At 76.3% G+C, this 16,296-nt stretch carries 16 protein-coding genes; 8 read left to right on the forward strand and 8 right to left on the reverse strand.

Annotated features, from left to right (window positions below; translation table 11 throughout):
* Positions 1-29: 29 nt before the first annotated feature.
* Positions 30-1,589, reverse strand: a complete 1,560-nt coding sequence (locus tag G339_RS0129060; RefSeq protein ID WP_019634583.1) for a glycoside hydrolase family 10-like protein — start codon at positions 1,587-1,589, stop codon at positions 30-32.
* Between the two features lie 204 nt (positions 1,590-1,793).
* Between G339_RS0129060 and G339_RS0129065 the strand changes: the two genes are divergently transcribed.
* On the forward strand, positions 1,794-2,570 hold the full coding sequence (locus G339_RS0129065) for a ZIP family metal transporter (RefSeq protein WP_019634584.1): 777 nt from the start codon (positions 1,794-1,796) through the stop codon (positions 2,568-2,570).
* Positions 2,571-2,575: 5 nt separating this feature from the next.
* Here G339_RS0129065 and G339_RS0129070 read toward each other — a convergent pair whose 3' ends face one another.
* Positions 2,576-3,382, reverse strand: a complete 807-nt coding sequence (locus G339_RS0129070) for an SDR family NAD(P)-dependent oxidoreductase (RefSeq protein WP_019634585.1) — start codon at positions 3,380-3,382, stop codon at positions 2,576-2,578.
* A 77-nt stretch (positions 3,383-3,459) separates the two neighbouring features.
* On the opposite strand from G339_RS0129070, the gene G339_RS0129075 reads away from it, so the two are divergent.
* The 6 genes from G339_RS0129075 to G339_RS0129100 all read left to right on the forward strand — a co-directional run bounded on the left by G339_RS0129075 (position 3,460) and on the right by G339_RS0129100 (position 8,976).
* Entirely contained in the window at positions 3,460-4,137 is a 678-nt protein-coding gene (locus tag G339_RS0129075) for a spermidine synthase family protein (protein ID WP_019634586.1), read from the forward strand.
* A gap of 122 nt (positions 4,138-4,259) precedes the next feature.
* Complete coding sequence (locus G339_RS0129080; protein ID WP_019634587.1) at positions 4,260-4,847, forward strand: biotin transporter BioY; 588 nt, start codon at positions 4,260-4,262, stop codon at positions 4,845-4,847.
* A 156-nt stretch (positions 4,848-5,003) separates the two neighbouring features.
* The gene (locus tag G339_RS0129085) at positions 5,004-6,239 is read left to right on the forward strand and encodes an isochorismate synthase (RefSeq protein WP_019634588.1); all 1,236 of its coding nucleotides are present in this window, start codon (positions 5,004-5,006) and stop codon (positions 6,237-6,239) included.
* A gap of 194 nt (positions 6,240-6,433) precedes the next feature.
* The gene (locus tag G339_RS0129090; protein WP_019634589.1) at positions 6,434-7,117 is read left to right on the forward strand and encodes a hypothetical protein; all 684 of its coding nucleotides are present in this window, start codon (positions 6,434-6,436) and stop codon (positions 7,115-7,117) included.
* A 128-nt stretch (positions 7,118-7,245) separates the two neighbouring features.
* Positions 7,246-7,728 (forward strand): cation:proton antiporter regulatory subunit, encoded by a 483-nt coding sequence (locus G339_RS0129095; protein ID WP_019634590.1) that lies wholly within the window; start codon positions 7,246-7,248, stop codon positions 7,726-7,728.
* Between the two features lie 6 nt (positions 7,729-7,734).
* Positions 7,735-8,976: a cation:proton antiporter gene (locus G339_RS0129100; protein WP_019634591.1), complete on the forward strand. Its 1,242-nt coding sequence runs from the start codon at positions 7,735-7,737 to the stop codon at positions 8,974-8,976.
* A gap of 4 nt (positions 8,977-8,980) precedes the next feature.
* On the opposite strand, the gene G339_RS0129105 is transcribed toward G339_RS0129100, so the two are convergent.
* Entirely contained in the window at positions 8,981-9,790 is an 810-nt protein-coding gene (locus G339_RS0129105) for an Fpg/Nei family DNA glycosylase (protein ID WP_019634592.1), read from the reverse strand.
* A 43-nt stretch (positions 9,791-9,833) separates the two neighbouring features.
* On the reverse strand, positions 9,834-10,904 hold the full coding sequence (locus tag G339_RS0129110) for a fatty acid desaturase family protein (protein ID WP_019634593.1): 1,071 nt from the start codon (positions 10,902-10,904) through the stop codon (positions 9,834-9,836).
* 283 nt (positions 10,905-11,187) lie between these two features.
* On the opposite strand from G339_RS0129110, the gene G339_RS0129115 reads away from it, so the two are divergent.
* Positions 11,188-12,006: a tyrosine-protein phosphatase gene (locus G339_RS0129115; protein ID WP_019634594.1), complete on the forward strand. Its 819-nt coding sequence runs from the start codon at positions 11,188-11,190 to the stop codon at positions 12,004-12,006.
* Between the two features lie 73 nt (positions 12,007-12,079).
* On the opposite strand, the gene menD is transcribed toward G339_RS0129115, so the two are convergent.
* From menD to G339_RS0129135, 4 genes are all read right to left on the reverse strand, one after another.
* Positions 12,080-13,750: a 2-succinyl-5-enolpyruvyl-6-hydroxy-3-cyclohexene-1-carboxylic-acid synthase gene (menD, locus tag G339_RS0129120; protein WP_019634595.1), complete on the reverse strand. Its 1,671-nt coding sequence runs from the start codon at positions 13,748-13,750 to the stop codon at positions 12,080-12,082.
* Positions 13,747-14,775, reverse strand: a complete 1,029-nt coding sequence (locus G339_RS0129125; protein WP_240489933.1) for an o-succinylbenzoate synthase — start codon at positions 14,773-14,775, stop codon at positions 13,747-13,749. The genes menD and G339_RS0129125 overlap by 4 nt, the downstream gene beginning before the upstream one ends.
* Before the next feature lie 90 nt (positions 14,776-14,865).
* Positions 14,866-15,765, reverse strand: a complete 900-nt coding sequence (locus G339_RS0129130; RefSeq protein ID WP_019634597.1) for a 1,4-dihydroxy-2-naphthoyl-CoA synthase — start codon at positions 15,763-15,765, stop codon at positions 14,866-14,868.
* 105 nt (positions 15,766-15,870) lie between these two features.
* Entirely contained in the window at positions 15,871-16,296 is a 426-nt protein-coding gene (locus tag G339_RS0129135) for a hypothetical protein (RefSeq protein WP_019634598.1), read from the reverse strand.

Consider the following 16,296-nt stretch of genomic DNA (forward strand, 5'->3'; position numbering starts at 1 on the left):
GCCGTTATCCTCCCCCGGTTACAAGATCATTATCCGTCTCGGGTGGTGGCGGTCACACCCCGCGCGGGAGCGCTCTCATGGTGCAGTCGATCAAGCGCGGTCACGTAGTACGTGTACGTCCGGCCGGGCTTGGCGCCGGTGTCGACGACGCCGCCGCCGCGCACCTCGGCCAGCAGCCGGTCGGCGCGCACCGGCGCGCACGCCGGGCCCGTCCCGTCCACCCGGTACACCGCGTACGACGCGGCGTTCGGCACGGCCTGCCACCGGACCCGCACGCCCGAGGCGTCCGGTTCTGCGGTGACGTGCCGCGTCCCGGCCGGGGCGGGGCCGTCGCCCGCGGGCGGCAGCAGGGCGGGGCGCGGATAGTGGTCGGCGCGCAGCCGCTCGGCGAACCCGCGCCGGTTCGCCGCGACGTCGGCGGCGCTGAAGAACACGTCGCCGCGGACCTGCGGGTAGCGGGCGTTCAGCGCCAGGTGCCGCGACAGCTCCGCCTTGTCGCGCCACGGCCCGCCCTCCCCGACGCGGTAGGCGGCCTGCCCGATGGTGAGCTGCACGCGGGTGCCCTTCACCAGGTTCGCCCACCACGCCACGAGCGTCCGGTAGTCGGCGCGGTCGTCGCCGATCGGCCAGTAGAGCTGCGGGGTGACGTAGTCCAGCCAGCCCTCGCGGACCCAGCGTCGGGTGTCGGCGTACTGGTCGTCGTAGCTCTGCAGGGCGCGGGTGGCGGACCCGGCCGGGTCGGTGTCGGCGTTGCGCCACACCCCGAACGGGCTGATCCCGAACCGCACCCACGGCTTGGCGCGGTGGATGTCGGCCGACAGGCCCCGCACCAGCCCGTCCACGTTCGCGCGCCGCCACGCCGCCCGCGACTTCCCCTTGCCGTACGCGGCGTAGGCGGCCTTGTCGGGGTAGTCCTTCCCGTCCTCGGGATAGGGGTAGAAGTAGTCGTCGAAGTGGACGCCGTCGATGTCGTAGCGGTTGACGACGTCCAGGACCGAGCGGGTGACCAGGTCGCGGACCTGCGGCAGGCCCGGGTCGTACCACAGGCCGCCGCCGTAGGCGTGGACCCAGTCGGGGTGCCGCCGCGCCGGGCTCGACGCCGCCAGCTTCGAGCGGTCGGTGTCGCGCGACACCCGGTACGGGTTGAACCAGGCGTGGAACTCAAGGCCCCGCTCGTGGGCCTCCTTCACCATGAACCCCAGCACGTCCCACCCCGGGTCCTTGCCCTGCGTCCCGGTGATCCACTGCGACCACGGCTCGTACGGCGAGGCGTAGAACGCGTCGGCGTTCGGGCGGATCTGCACGTACACGGTGTTGAAGTTCATCGCCCGCGCCGTGTCGAGCAGCCTGCGGAACCGCTCCTGCTGCTCGTCGCGCGACCGGTCCCCGGCGGGCCAGTCCGCGCCGCCGACCGTCGTGATCCACATTCCGCGGACCTGCCGGGCGGGCGAGTCGCCCGGCGCTGGCATCGCCGGGCACTCCGCGGACGCGCCGCCGCCCGCCGCCGGGGCGCGGGCCGCCTCCGCCGCGGGCTCGTCGGAGCCGCCGCAGCCCGCCAGCGGCGCGCACGCCAGCGCGGCCGCCGCCACCGCCCCGGCGGCCCGCCCCCGCGGGGCGCGCCGCCGGGTACGCCGTGTACGTCGTCGTGCCGTGTCCCGGACCGTCGCTCGCCAGACCATAGCGAGCCATTGTCACCCACCCGCCGGACTGGTCGCGCCCGCTTGGGCGAACCCGGGGCCAAGCGTTCCCGGCGCGGGGACGCGCCCGGCCGCCCGGCGGGTAGGACCCTGCGCATGGCGGTGCTGCTGGCGCTGGTGGCCTCCCTGATGATCCTGGCCGGGGGGACCGTCGCGCTGCGCATCGGGGACCGCCGCCACCTGGTCCTCGGCCTGGCCGGCGGCATCGTCCTCGGCGTCGTGTCGTTCGACCTGGTCCCCGAGGCGCTGGAGGAGAGCGGCGCGGCGTTCCTGCACGTCCCCGCGCCGATGATCGGGTTCGCGCTCGGATTCGGGCTGCTGCACGTCGTCGAGCAGGCCACCGCGATGCACCGCGCCCACGAGCACGAGTACGCCCCGCACCGGCATCCCGGCGCGGCGTCGGCGGCCGAGACCGTCGAGGCCGCCGCCGCGCACGCCTCGACGGCCGGGCGGATCGCCGCGGCCGCCCTCATCACCCACACGTTCCTCGACGGGCTGACGATCGGGCTCGCGCTGGAGTCCTCCACCACGACCGGTCTGCTCGTCCCCGTCGCGATCTTCGCGCACAACTTCGCCGACGGGTTCAACACCGTCACGTTCGCGTCGCTGCGCGACCCCGCCCGGCGGCCCGCCCTGGCCTTCCTGGCCGCCGCGATGCTCGCGCCGCTGCTCGGCGCGGGCCTCACCGAACTCGTCGCCGTCCCGCACGGCGTCCTCGGCCCCTACCTGGGGTTCATCTCCGGCGTCCTGCTCTACCTCGCCGCCGCCGACATCCTCCCCGAGGCGCACAGCAACCACCCGCGCGTCGCCACGCTCGCCATGACCGCCGCCGGGGTCGTCGCCGTCCTGCTCATCGTCGGCGCCGCCCACTGAACCGCCTACCGCAGCGTCGACAGGCCCCCGTCCACGCCCAGCACCTGCCCGGTCACGTACGACGCCCGCCCCGACAGCAGGAACACCACCGCGTCCGCGACCTCCCACGCCGTCCCCTGCCGGCCCAGCGGGATCAGCCGCGCCACCCGGTCCCGGTCGGCGTTGCCCGCCGACGCCGACCGGCCCATCACCGTGTCCACCAGACCCGGCGCGACCACGTTCACCCGCACCCCGCGCGGCGCGCCCTCCGCCGCCGCGTGCCGCGCCAGCCCCGTCAACCCCGCCTTGGACGCGTCGTAGGACGGCGACCGGCTGCCCGGCTTCGCGCCCGCCAGCGACCCGGTGAACACCACCGACCCGCCCGCGGGCAGCACCGGCAGCGCCGCCCGCGCCACCAGGAACGGGCCGCGCAGGTTCACCGCCAGCACCCGGTCCCAGTCCGCGACGTCCGTGCCCGCAAGCCCCAGGCCCACGCCGATCCCGGAGTTCACCACCACGCCGTCCAGACCGCCCAGCAGCCGGGCCGCGTCCGCGACCATCCGCGCGGCGTCGCCGGGGTCGGCGACGTCCCCGGTCAGCGGATGCGCGGCACCGCCCTCGCCCGCGATCAGCGCGGCCGTCCCGGCGGCCGCGTCCGCGTCGATGTCGGCGCAGGCCACCGCCGCGCCCTCCCGGGCCGCGAGCACGCTGATCGCGCGGCCGTTGCCGACGGGGGCGTCCGCGTCGTCGCTGCGCCGCGTCCCGGCGCCGACCACGAGCACGCGGCGGCCCGGCAGCAGCCGCCGGTCGGAATCGTCTGGTTCGAGGGGCATGGCCCCGCACCCTAGCCCGCGCCGCCCCGCCCGGGAATCCCCTCCCCGCGAGGGAAGCACCGGTAATCTGCCCCCTCATGGCCCCGAGCACGGACACCGCCCCCGTCGTCCTCGCCCGCGCGCCCGGCGTCGGCGGCGAACTCGTCCTGCGGCGCAGCGGCCCGCACTACGAGATCATCAGCAACGGCGTGTTCCTCATGGACACCCGCGACGGGACGTCCGAGCGGCTGCTGGTCCGCGCCGCCGTCGACGGCCCGGCCGCGCCCGCGAGCGTCCTCATCGGCGGGCTCGGCGTCGGGTTCTCCCTCGCCGAGGCCGCCGCCCGGCCCCACCTGCGCCGCATCACCGTCGTCGAGCGCGAACCCGCCGTCGCGGACTGGCACCGCGGCCCGCTCGCGCCGTTCTCCGGCGGCGCGCTGGACGACCCCCGCGTCGAACTGCGCGTCACCGACCTGCTCGACTGGCTCGACGGGGAACACGACCGCCACGACGCGCTGTGCCTGGACATCGACAACGGCCCCCACTGGACCGTCACCCCCGGCAACGCCCGCCTCTACGGCCCCGCCGGGCTGCGGCGGCTGGCGGACCGCCTCACGCCGCGCGGCGTCCTGGCGGTCTGGAGCGCCGGGGACGCGCCCGGGTTCGCCGACCTGCTGCGCGACCGGTTCCGCTCGGTGGACGTGCGGGCGGTGCCCGTGCGGCGCGGGGAACCCGACCTGGTGTACCTCGCCCGCGGCCCCCGGCCCGGCGACTGACCAGAGCAACCCGACAAACCCGACAACCCGGCGCGGGGGTTTCTGTCGACCCGGGCCACTCCCCCCATCCGACCGGTTCGCTAGGTTTCGACCAGACAGTAAGAACCGTTTGGAGGTCCCCCGTGGCCACAGCCCACGCCGCCCCGCGCCGCCGCACCGTCCTCGGCGACCTGCTCCCCGGCGCGCTCACCCGCGACGCCGCGCTCGTCCTCGGCTCGGCCGTCCTCGTCGGCGTCGCCGCCCAGATCAGCGTCCCGCTGCCCGGCACCCCCGTCCCCGTCACCGGCCAGACCTTCGCCGTCCTGCTCGCCGGGGCCGCCCTCGGGCCGGTCCGCGCCGCGCTCGGCATGCTCGTCTACCTGCTCGCCGGCCTCGCGGGCGTGCCGTGGTTCACCGAGGGGTCGTCCGGCGCGGGCGTCCCGACGCTCGGCTACGTGCTCGGGTTCGTCGTCGCGGCCGCCGTCGTCGGCCGGCTGGCCCGCGCCGGGGGCGACCGCACGCCGCTGCGCACGCTCGGGACGATGCTGCTCGGCACGGTGATCATGTACGCGGCGGGCGTCCCGTACCTGGCGGCGTCCCTGGGCGTCGACCTGGGCAAGGCCGTCCACCTGGGCCTCACGCCGTTCCTGGCCGGGGACGGGCTGAAGATCGTCCTGGCGGCGGCCCTGCTGCCCGGCGCGTGGCGGCTCGCCGGCCGCGACCGCGGCTAGCCGGCGGTCGCGCGCACCGGTGCGGGCGGGGTCGGCCGATCCCCGCCCGCACCGCCGTTTTCGGGGTACATACCGGACGAGATGTGGCACACGCCTCACGCTGCCCGGCCACCCCGACTGTTTGAACAGGTTCAAAAGTCCCGTACAGTGAGGTTCGTGAAGCTCGCCGCGACCACCACGGACCACCTCACCGTCCACACCGCGCCGATCGCCGACCCCGGCGACCTCATCGCCCGCCTGCCCGGACCCGGCGCCCTCGCCTTCGTCCACCGCGGGCAGGGCGTCATCGGCTGGGGCGAGGCCGCCCGCATCGCCGTGCCCGGCGGCCGCGACCGGTTCACCGCCGCCGCCGCGCGCCTGGCCGAGCTGTTCGCGGGCGCCGACGTCCACGACCCGCTCCGCCTCCCCGGCACCGGGCCCGTCGCCTTCGGCACCTTCGGATTCACCCCCGACTCCCCCGGCAACGCCCTCATCGTCCCCCGGCACGTCCTGGGCCGCCGCGACGGCGCCGCCTGGGTCACCACCATCGGCGCGGACCCCGCACCCCTCGGGCTCGTCCGCCCGCCCGCCGACCCCGGCCCCCTCACCTGGAGCGACGGCGCGCTCGGCGCGGCCGGGTGGCAGGACGCCGTCGCCGCCGCCGTCGCCCGCATCCGCGCCGGCGGCCTCGGCAAGGTCGTCCTGGCCCGCGACCTGTACGCCGAGGCGGCCGCCCCCATCGACGACCGCGTCCTGCTGCGCCGCCTGGCCGACCGGTTCCCCGGCTGCTACACCTTCGCCTGCGACGGCCTCGTCGGGGCCACCCCCGAACTCCTCGTCCGCCGCTCCGGCGGCACCGTGGAGTCCCTGGTGCTGGCCGGAACCTCGGCGCGCGGCACCGACGACGCCGATGACGCGGCCCGCGCGGCGGCGCTGCGCGCGTCGGCCAAGGACCTGCACGAGCACGCCTACGCCGCCGACATGGTGCGGGCCTCGCTCGCGCCGCTGTGCGACGAACTGGTCGCGCCCGACGAGCCGGAGATCCTCGCGCTGCCCAACGTCATGCACCTGGCGTCCCCGATCCGGGGGCGGCTGCGCTCGGAGCGCTCGGTGCTGGACGTCGTCGGCGCGCTGCACCCGACGCCCGCCGTGGGCGGCACCCCGACGGCGGCGGCGCTGGACCTGATCGCCGAACTGGAGGGCATGGAACGCGGCAGGTACGCGGCCCCGGTCGGCTGGATCGACGGGCGCGGCGACGGCGAGTGGGGCATCGCGCTGCGCTGCGCGGAGGTCGGGGGGCGGCGGGCGCGGCTGTTCGCGGGCTGCGGGATCGTCGGGGACTCGGTGCCCGCCGAGGAGCTGGCCGAGGCCGACAACAAGTTCCGCGCGATGCGCTACGCGCTGGAGGGCTGACCGGCCGGGGGGCTTCCGTGCTCGAAGGGAGCCCTCAGCCGTCGTCGTTGTTTTGCCCTGCGACTTGGTGTCCGATTTTCCCGCCTCGCGCCTTTACGTAGTAAATTTCGGGGTAATTCGGACATTCGGGCGGAGGGGGCGGCGGTCCGCTAGCGTGCGGGTCCGGAGTCCCCGACCCCCTCCGGAGCACGACGATGATTCCGCACGACGAACTCCCGGCCCTTCGGGCGGCGGCGGTCCGCGGCCTGCGCGAGCTCGCCGACTTCCTGACGGCCCACCCCGACCTGCCGCCGCCGTACGCGTCGGACTTCTTCAGCCCGTCCCTCCCCCGCACGACCGAGGAGGACGAGCGGGCGGAGGTCGAGCGGATCGCGGAGGTCCTGGGCATCGAGGCGGTCGCGGGCGACGGCGAGTGCTCGGCGCGCCGGTTCTTCGGCCCGGTCAAGTACCGGGCGTTCGCGCTCACCCGCGCGAGCATGGACCGGTACCGGGCGTGGTCGAGCTATTCGGGGTCGGTGACGCCGTGGCCGGGCGGGGCCGCCGGGCCGCCGGCGGACCCCGAGCCCGAGCCGGACCGGGCGGCGTACGTCGGCGGCCTGCGGGAGCTGGCCGCGTTCCTGGAGGCGCGTCCCGACCTGCCCGAGCCGGAGTCGGTGATGGTCCGCCCCGACATCGCGACCGGGGACGAGGCGCGCGACCGCGCCGAGGTGGACCGGATCGCGGGCGTCCTCGGCGTCGAGACCGCCGGCTACCCCGCCTCCCAGTACTTCGCGAGCCGCCGCTTCGGCCCGGTGGAGTACACCGCCGTCGCGATCGGCCACGAGAGCGCGGCGCGCACGGCGGCGCTGCGGACGTACCGGGACGCCGTCACGCCGTAGCGGACCTGACAGTCGAAACGGGACATGGGATACGTGTCGTAGCATCCTTGGTGATCGGTGACGCGCTGGAGCGTTCCGACCGGCGGCCCGGCCGCCGCCGACCCCGTCTCCCGAGAGGACCCGCGACCGTGGACGTCGAGCGGACCGCCCTGCCCGGCATCGGCCTGCAGCATGTGATCACGACCGGGAAGGGCCGCCGGATCGGCGTCATCTCGCACCGCACCGGCCGCCGGGACCTGGTCGTCTACGACCGCGACGACCCCGACTCGTGCGCGGTGACGGCGGCGCTGACGCCGGAGGAGGCCAACGCGGTCGCCGAGCTGCTCGGCACGGGACGGATCGTGGAGCACCTGGCCGAGCTGCACCGGCAGGTGGAGGGCCTGACGACCGAGCAGATCGCGCTCGCGGCCGACTCCCCGTACGCGGGGCGGCCGCTGGGCGACACGCGGGCGCGGACGCGGACGGGCGCGTCGATCGTGGCGGTCGCGCGGCGCGGGGAGGTCGTGGCCAGCCCGCGCCCCGACTTCGTGTTCCAGGCCGGGGACGTGGTCGTGGTGGTCGGCACCGACGAGGGCACCAGCGCCGTCGCCGGCATCCTCGCCGACGGCTGAGAGCGCATGCACACCGCGACGCAGCTCATCGAACTCGGCGGGATCATTCTGGCGCTGGGCGTCCTCGGGGCGGTCTCGGTGCGGTTCTCGGTGTCGCCGATCCCGCTGTACCTGCTGGCCGGGCTGGCGTTCGGGTCGGGCGGGGTGCTGCCGCTGGGCGCGAGCGAGGAGTTCGTGTCGGTGGGCGCGGAGGTCGGCGTCATCCTGCTGCTGTTCACGCTGGGGCTGGAGTACACCGCCGACGAGCTGGTGGGGACGCTGCGGACGTCCGCGCCGGTCGGGCTGGCCGACCTGGCGCTGAACGCGGCGCCGGGGGTCGCGGCGGCGCTGCTGCTGGGGTGGGGGCCGGTCGCGGCGGTCGCGATGGGCGGCGTCACCTACGTCACCTCGTCGGGGATCACCGCGAAGGTCGTCGGGGACCTGGGCTGGCTGGGCAACCGGGAGACCCCGGCGGTGCTGTCGATCCTGGTGTTCGAGGACCTGGCGATGGCCGCCTACCTGCCGATCCTCACGGCGCTGCTGGCGGGCGCGGGCCTGCTGGGCGGCGCGGTGGCGCTGGCGGTCGCGGCGGCGACGATCGCGGCGATCCTGTACGTGGCGCTGCGGCACGGGCGGCTGGTGGAGCGGTTCGTGGCCAGCCCCAGCGAGGAGGTCCTGCTGCTGAAGGTCCTCGGGCTGACGCTGCTGGTCGCGGGGATCGCCCAGCAGTTGCAGGTCTCGGCGGCCGTTGGAGCGTTCCTGGTGGGCATCGCGCTGTCGGGGTCGCTGGCGCACACGGCGCAGCGAATCCTGACGCCGCTGCGGGACCTGTTCGCGGCGGTGTTCTTCGTGTTCTTCGGGCTGACGACCGATCCGGCGCAGCTCCCGCCGGTGCTGGGCGTCGCCGCGCTGCTGGCGGCCGCGGGCATCGCCACCAAGTTCGCGACGGGCTGGCTGGCGGCGCGCCGCGCGGGCGTGGCGGTGACGGGGCGGCTGCGGGCGGGGGCGGCGCTCGCGCCGCGCGGGGAGTTCAACATCGTCATCGCGGGGCTGGCGGTGTCGGCGGGCACCAACGCGCGGCTGGGGCCGCTGGCGGCGGCGTACGTGCTGATCCTGGCGGTGGCGGGGCCGCTGCTGGCGCGGGCGACCGAGCCGGCGGCGCAGCGGCTGCGGCGCGCCCGGGACGCGCGGGCGGCGGGCCGCTCCCCCGCCGCGCCGGAAACGCCGGACGCGCCGGAGATCGTCGCGGGGGACGCGCGGGCCGGGTGACGGGTCAGGCCCGCTGGCAGCCGGGGCACCAGAACAGGTTGCGGCCGCCGACGACGCGGGTGGCGACGGGCGTCCCGCACACCAGGCAGGGCGCTCCGGCGCGCCGGTAGACGTACACCTCGCCGCCGTGGTCGTCGACGCGCGGGGGGCGGCCCATCGCCTCGGGGGTGTGCTCGGGGCGGACGGTGTCGATGCGGCCGGTGCGGACGCCCTCGGCCATGAGGACGCGCAGGTCGTCCCAGATCGCGGTCCAGCGGTCGCGGCCGAGGGCGCGGCCGGGGACGTCGGGGTGGACGCCCTGGCGGAACAGGACCTCGGCGCGGTAGATGTTGCCGGGCCCGGCGACGACGGACTGGTCCATGAGCAGCACGGCGACGGACGTGCGGCTGCGCTCGACGCGGCGGTGGGCGCGGTCGGGGTCGGCGTCGGCGCGCAGCGGGTCGGGGCCGAGCCGGTCGAGCAGGGCGGCGGCCCCGGCGGGCTCCAGGAGTTCGCAGGTGCCCGGTCCGCGCAGGTCGGCGTGCTGCTCGGCGCCGGTGAGGCGCAGCCGGACGGCGCCGACCGGGGCGGGCGCGGGCAGCGGCCCGAACGCGTGCTTGCCGTAGATGCCCAGGTGGACGTGGACGAGGCGATCGTCGTCGAAGTGCAGGAGCAGGTGCTTGCCGTGCGCCTGGGCGTCGGTGAGGGTGCGGCCGTCGACGCGGGCGGCCCCGGCGGCGAAGCGGCCCTGCGGGCTCTCGGCCCGCACGGGCGCGCCGCCGAACACGCGGCGGTGCTCGGCGGCGAGGCGGTGAACGGTGTGTCCTTCGGGCATGATCCGCCAGCATAGGCGCGGCGGCGGGGTGGGGGCGGCGGGGTCAGGCGGCGGCGCCGACGTCCTTCATGTGGCCGAGCGCGAGCCGGTAGGACGCCAGCGCGCCGGTCTCCTCGTAGGGCAGTCCGACGCGGGCGCAGTGCTCGCGGACGAGGGGTTGCAGGGCGCGCAGGCTGGGCCGGGGGACGCTGGGGAACAGGTGGTGCTCGATCTGGTAGTTCAGGCCGCCCAGCAGGTAGTCGGCGACGGGCCCGCCGCGCACGTTGCGGGAGGTGAGGACCTGGCGGCGCAGGTGGTCCCACCGGTCGTCCGGGCCGGGCATGGCCATGCCCTTGTGGTTGTGGGCGAACGCCGAGCCGAGGTGGAGGCCGAACAGGGCCTGGTGGACGGCGACGAGCGCGACGGCGGGCCAGGCGGGCAGCAGCGTGAACGCCAGCGCCAGGTATCCGGCCAGGTGCGCGAGGAGCAGCGCCCCCTCCAGGGCCTGCTGGCGGCGGGGCCTGCCCCGCAGGTACAGGGCGCTGCCGAGCTTGAGGTTGAGCCCTTCGAGCAGCAGGAGGGGGAAGAACGCGGCGGCCTGGCGGCGGGCGAGCCACCGCCCGAACCCGCGTTTGCGGCCGGCCTGCTCGGGCGTCCACGCCAGGACTCCGTCGCCGACGTCGGGGTCCTTGCCGACGTGGTTGGGGTTGGCGTGGTGGCGGTTGTGCTTGTCGTTCCACCACCCGTACCCCATGCCGAGCATCGCGTTGCCGAACAGCAGGCCGAGGGCGCGGTTGGCGCGGTGGGTGCGGGCGATCTGGCGGTGCCCGGCGTCGTGGCCGAGGAACGCGGTCCGCGCCGACAGCACCGCCAGCGGCGCGGCGAGGGCGACCGCGCCCCACGCGGCGGCCGGCCCGGCCGCGCCGAGGACGCCGACCCCGGTCCAGGCGGCGGCGGTCCCGGCGAGGTTGAGGCCGATCATGGCGGCGTAGCGGCCGCGGCGGCGCTCCAGCAGCCCGGCGTCGCGGACGCGGCGGGCGAGCGGCCCGAACGCGCTGGCGCCGCCGGACCGGTCGGCGGGCGGGTCGGCGGGCCGTCCGGCGGCCGGGGGCGGGGCGAGCGTGGCGGTGGTCATGGGCGCTCCGGGTGGTCGGCGCGCCGGGGCGGCACGCGTCGTCTGAGATGGTTCGGCGGTGTTTCTCGGGTGGTGACGACGCTAGGGAGCGGGGGGCCGGGCGGTCGCCCCGCCGGAGAGCCATCCGGTGGGGGCACCCGCAGGTCCCGGTCGGGCGGGCGCGGGTCATCCGGGAGAGTGACGCGGGGGGGGCGACGGAAAGGTACGGTCGCCCTTCCCCGGGCGTAACAAACTGGACCCTCAGTAAAAGAACGGTGTGTATCGCCCGATACAGTTGCAAGACATGAATCTAAGCACGCGGTGGATCGAACTGGACGGTGCCGTCAACGTGCGGGATCTCGGCGGCCTGCCCACCGCCGACGGACGGGCCACGCGCCTCGGGCGGGTGCTGCGGGCCGACAACCTCCAGGACCTCTCGGTGGCCGACGTCCGCCTCCTCCTGGACGACTACGGGCTGAAGAACGTCATCGACCTGCGCAGCGACACCGAGGTGCGGCTGGAAGGCCCCGGCCCCCTCGCCCGGACGCCCTCGGTCACCCTGCACCACCTGTCGCTGTTCGCCGAGGGCGGCCGCAACACCGACGTGGCGGCGGACGTCGCCGCCGGCGCCCCGGACCGCATCGACGCCGACAAGGTGCTGCCGTGGCAGTCGCGGCGGTCCGACGGCAGCGAGCAGGACCGGTCCGTCTCCCACTACCTGGGGTACCTGCGCGAGCGGGGCGACTCGATCGTCGCGGCGCTGCGGGTGATGGCCCGCACGGACGGGTCCTCGATCGTCCACTGCGCGGCGGGCAAGGACCGCACGGGCGTGGTGTGCGCGCTGGCGCTGGAGTCGGTGGGCGTCCACCGGGAGGCGGTCGTGGCGGACTACGTCGCGACGGGCGACCGGCTGGCGGGCATCCTGGCGCGGCTGCGCGGCAGCGGCACCTACGCCGACGACCTGGACCGGCGGCCCGCCGACACCCACCGCCCGCACGCGGAGATCATGGAGAAGTTCCTGGCGCGGGTGGACGAGGAGTTCGGCGGCCCGCTGGGCTGGCTGGCCGGGCACGGGTGGACGCCGGAGGACACCGGCGCGCTCACCGAACGCCTCGTCGGCTGACACGGGCCAGAGACGCGGGCAGACGAACGGGAGCGGGCAACGGAGCCCGCGACCCCCGCCGGAACCCGGGGCGTCAGGACGCGAGGGCGTCGCGGACGGCGTCCTGCGCGGCGGCCCGCAGCCGGGCGTGCAGCTCGGCGTTGACGGCCCGGTCGGTGCGCGCCTCCACGATCCGCAGGCCCTCGCCCGCGAGCGTCTTGGGCAGGTCCGCCGCCGCCTCCAGCCGCCGGTAGGGGACGCGGTGCGCGGCCGCCAGCGCCTCCAGATCCACGTCGTGGGGGGTGCCGAAGACCCGCTCGAACGGTTCGGGCACCGACGCCTGCGGCAGCAGCGAGAAGATCCCCCCGCCCCCGTTGTTCACCACGACCAGCGCCAGGTCGGGCAGCCGCTCCCCCGCGCCGACCAGCAGCCCGTTCTGGTCGTGCAGGAACGCCAGGTCGCCCAGCAGCGCGTAGGACCGGCCGCCGTGCGCCAGGGCCGCGCCGATCGCGGCGGACACCAGCCCGTCGATGCCGCTCGCGCCCCGGTTCGCCATGATCCGCACGCCCCGGCGGGGCCGCATCACCTGGTCCAGGTCGCGGATCGGCATGCTGGCGGCGGCGAACAGCAGCGACCCGCCGGGCAGGGACGCGGCCAGGTCCCGCGCCAGGCGCGGCTCGGACACCTCCGCGACGCCGTCCAGGACGCGGTCGATCGCGGCGGCGGCGGCCAGGTCCGCGCTCCGCCAGGACCGCAGCCACCCGTCGTCGCCGGACACGACGGGGATCTCGACCTCGGGCGCGACCTGCGTCGCCGACCGGACCGGGTCGGGCCACCGCGTCAGGTCGGGGGCCAGGACGATGTGCTCCTCGGCGCGGCGCAGCAGCGACAGCACCGGCCGCGACAGGCCGGGCTTGCCGAGCGTCACCACCACGTCGGGGCGGTGCCGCTCCACGAACTCCGGGACGCCGAGCAGGAAGTGGTGCGCCGACAGGGCGTGGTCGCCGTAGCGGCCGTTGCCGCTGGGCTCCGACAGCACCGGCCAGCCCGCCATCGACGCCGCCGCGACGTACCGCTTGACGTTGACCGCGCCGTCCCCGACGACCAGCACGCCGCGCCGCGTCGGGGGGACGTGCAGCACCGACCCGGGCGTCGCGGCCCGCACGCGCGTCCACGCGCCGGTCGCGTCGCCGTCCAGCGGCTCGCACCAGGTGTCGTCGCCGTCGGGGACGAGGGGTTCGCGGAACGCGGCGTTGAGGTGGACGGGTCCGGGCGCGGGCGCCTGCGCGACGCCCCACGCGCGGCTGACCAGCGACCGCCAGTACGCGACCATCCCGGGCCGGTTCTCCGGGACGCCGATCTCGGTGCTCCACCGCGCGGCGGTGCCGTAGATCTTGACCTGGTCGATGGTCTGGTTCGCGCCGGTGGCGCGCAGCTCGGGGGGCCGGTCGGCGGTGACGACGATCAGCGGGACGCCGGACTCGGCGGCCTCCACCACGGCGGGGTGGAAGTTCGCAGCGGCGGTCCCGGAGGTGCAGACCAGCGCGACGGGCCGCGCGGACCGCTTGGCCAGGCCGAGGCCGAGGAACGACGCGGACCGCTCGTCCACGCGCACGTGCAGGCGGACGCGTCCGGCGCGCTCGGCGTCGTGCAGGGCCAGCGCGAGCGGCGCGGACCGCGAGCCGGGGGCCAGGACGGCGTCGGTCATCCCGCAGCGCAGCAGCTCGTCGACCAGCACGGTGGCCAGCGCGGTGGCGGGGTTCACCGGCCGGGCCCCGTGCTGAGACCCGTGCTGCTGCCCGTGTTGAGACCCGTGCTGAGACCCGTGTCGATGCCGAGGGCGGCCCAGCCGCCGGGCGGGGCGGGCAGGAACGCGGCCGCGGCGGCGGCGCGCTCGCGCCACCGGGCGGTCTCGGGGGCGCCGGCGGCGGGTTCGCGGGCGGCGAGCGCGGTCTCGTCCACCGCGGGCCGCCGGACGGTCAGGGCCCCGCCGACGGCGACGAGCGGGTCGGCGGCGACGTCGCCCTCCAGCAGCGACAGCGTCCCGAGCCCGCACGCGAACGGCAGCTCGGGCAGCGCCGCCGCCAGCGCCAGCCCCGCCGCCAGCCCGATCGACGTCTCGACGGCGCTGGACACCACGACGGGCAGGCCGACGGCCTCGGCGACGCGCAGCGCGGCGCGGACGCCGCCGAGCGGCTGCGCCTTGAGCACGACGATGTCGGCGGCGTCGGCGGCGCGGACGCGCAGCGGGTCCTCGGCGCGGCGGATGGACTCGTCGGCGGCGATCGGGGTGTCCACGCGCCGCCGGACGGCCGCGAGCTCCTCGACGGTCGCGCAGGGCTGCTCGGCGTACTCCAGCTCGTAGCGGTCCAGGGAGCGGATCATCGCGGCGGCGCGGTCGACGTCCCAGCCGCCGTTGGCGTCCACGCGGATCCGCCCGGCGGGGCCGAGGGCGTCGCGGACGGCCTCGACGCGCGCCAGGTCGGCGGCGTCGGACGCGGCGGGGTCGGGCCCGGGTTCGGCGACCTTGACCTTGGCGGTGCCGCACCCGGACTCCTTGGCCATCGCGTACGCGCGGTCGGGGTCCACGGCGGGGATGGTCGCGTTGACGGGCACGGTGTCGCGGACGGGGGCGGGCCAGCCGTCGCGGGCGGCCTCGACGGCGGCCGCGAGCCACCGGCTGGCCTCGCCGGGCCCGTAGTCCAGGAACGGCGAGAACTCGCCCCATCCCGCCGGGCCGCGCAGCAGCGCGCCCTCCCGCCGCGTGATGCCGCGGAACCGCGTCCGCATCGGGATGGCGTAGACCCGCACCCGCTGAACCCCCTGACCTTCCCGCGCCGTATCAGCCGTGTCCGGCGGGCTCGGCCGCCGATCGGATTCCTAGTAGTACCACGGGAAACGCGACCAATCGGGCTCGCGCTTCTCCAGGAACGAGTCGCGGCCCTCGGCGGCCTCGTCGGTGCCGTAGGCCAGCCGCGTGGTCTCCCCGGCGAACACCTGCTGGCCGACCAGACCGTCGTCGATCATGTTGAACGCGAACTTGAGCATGCGCTGGGCGGTGGGGCTCTTGCCGTTGACCTTGCGCGCCCACTCCAGGGCGGTGCGCTCCAGTTCGGCGTGCGGGACGACGGCGTTGACCATGCCCATGCGGTGGGCGTCCTCGGCGTCGTAGGTGTCGCCGAGGAAGAAGATCTCGCGGGCGAACTTCTGGCCGACCTGCCGCGCCAGGTACGCCGACCCGAACCCGCCGTCGAAGCTGGCCACGTCGGCGTCGGTCTGCTTGAACCGGGCGTGCTCGCGGCTGGCCAGCGTCAGGTCCGCCACGACGTGCAGGCTGTGCCCGCCGCCCGCCGCCCAGCCCGGCACCACGCAGATCACGACCTTGCCCATGAACCGGATGAGGCGCTGCACCTCCAGGATGTGCAGCCGCCCGGCGCGCGCCGGGTCGATGGTGTCGGAGGTGTCGCCCTCGGCGTACTTGTAGCCGTCCTTGCCGCGGATGCGCTGGTCCCCGCCCGAGCAGAACGCCCAGCCGCCGTCCTTGGGGGACGGGCCGTTGCCGGTCAGCAGCACGCAGCCGACGTCGCTGGACATCCGCGCGTGGTCCAGCGCCCGGTACAGCTCGTCGACGGTGTGGGGCCGGAACGCGTTGCGGACCTCGGGCCGGTCGAACGCGATCCGCACCGTGCCGTGCCCGACCGCCCGGTGGTAGGTGATGTCGGTGAAGCCGAACCCCTCCACCTCCCGCCACGCCGACGGGTCGAACAGCTCCGAGACCATGACTTCCCTTCCTGGACGGCCGCGCGCGCCCGGCCGCGCCGGCGCGCACCGGGCCGCCCGGGGCGGCCGGTGCGCATATTCAACCGGGCCGCGATGTGAACGCGTTCAGCGGGGTGCCCCCGCGTCGGGGACCTGCCCGTCCCCGCCTGGCGGTGGGCCCCACAGGGCGGGCGTGTCCGGTTCCGCCGGGCGGCGCGGCGCGCGCGGCCCGGCCTCGGCGGCGTCGGCGAGGCGCTCCAGCGCGCCCGCCAGCAGCTCGGCCTGCCGGCGCTGCTGCCGCGCCACCCACGCCGAGAAGAACAGGAACCCCCCGATCACGCAGCACGCCAGCCCCAGCAGGCCGCCGGAGATGAGGTAGGGGAGCTGCTCGAACTCGTACGGGGTGTGCGCCGCCCCGTACCAGCCGAGGCCGATCAGCACCGGGCCGAGCGCCATCAGCACCGCGCCCGCCGTCGACAGCCACCGGTCGGCGGCCCGCTCCACGACCCGGCCGCGCGGCGGCTGCCCGTTCACGCCGTTCACGCCGTTCAT

The organism is Actinomadura atramentaria DSM 43919 (assembly GCF_000381885.1).
GTDB lineage: Bacteria > Actinomycetota > Actinomycetes > Streptosporangiales > Streptosporangiaceae > Spirillospora > Spirillospora atramentaria.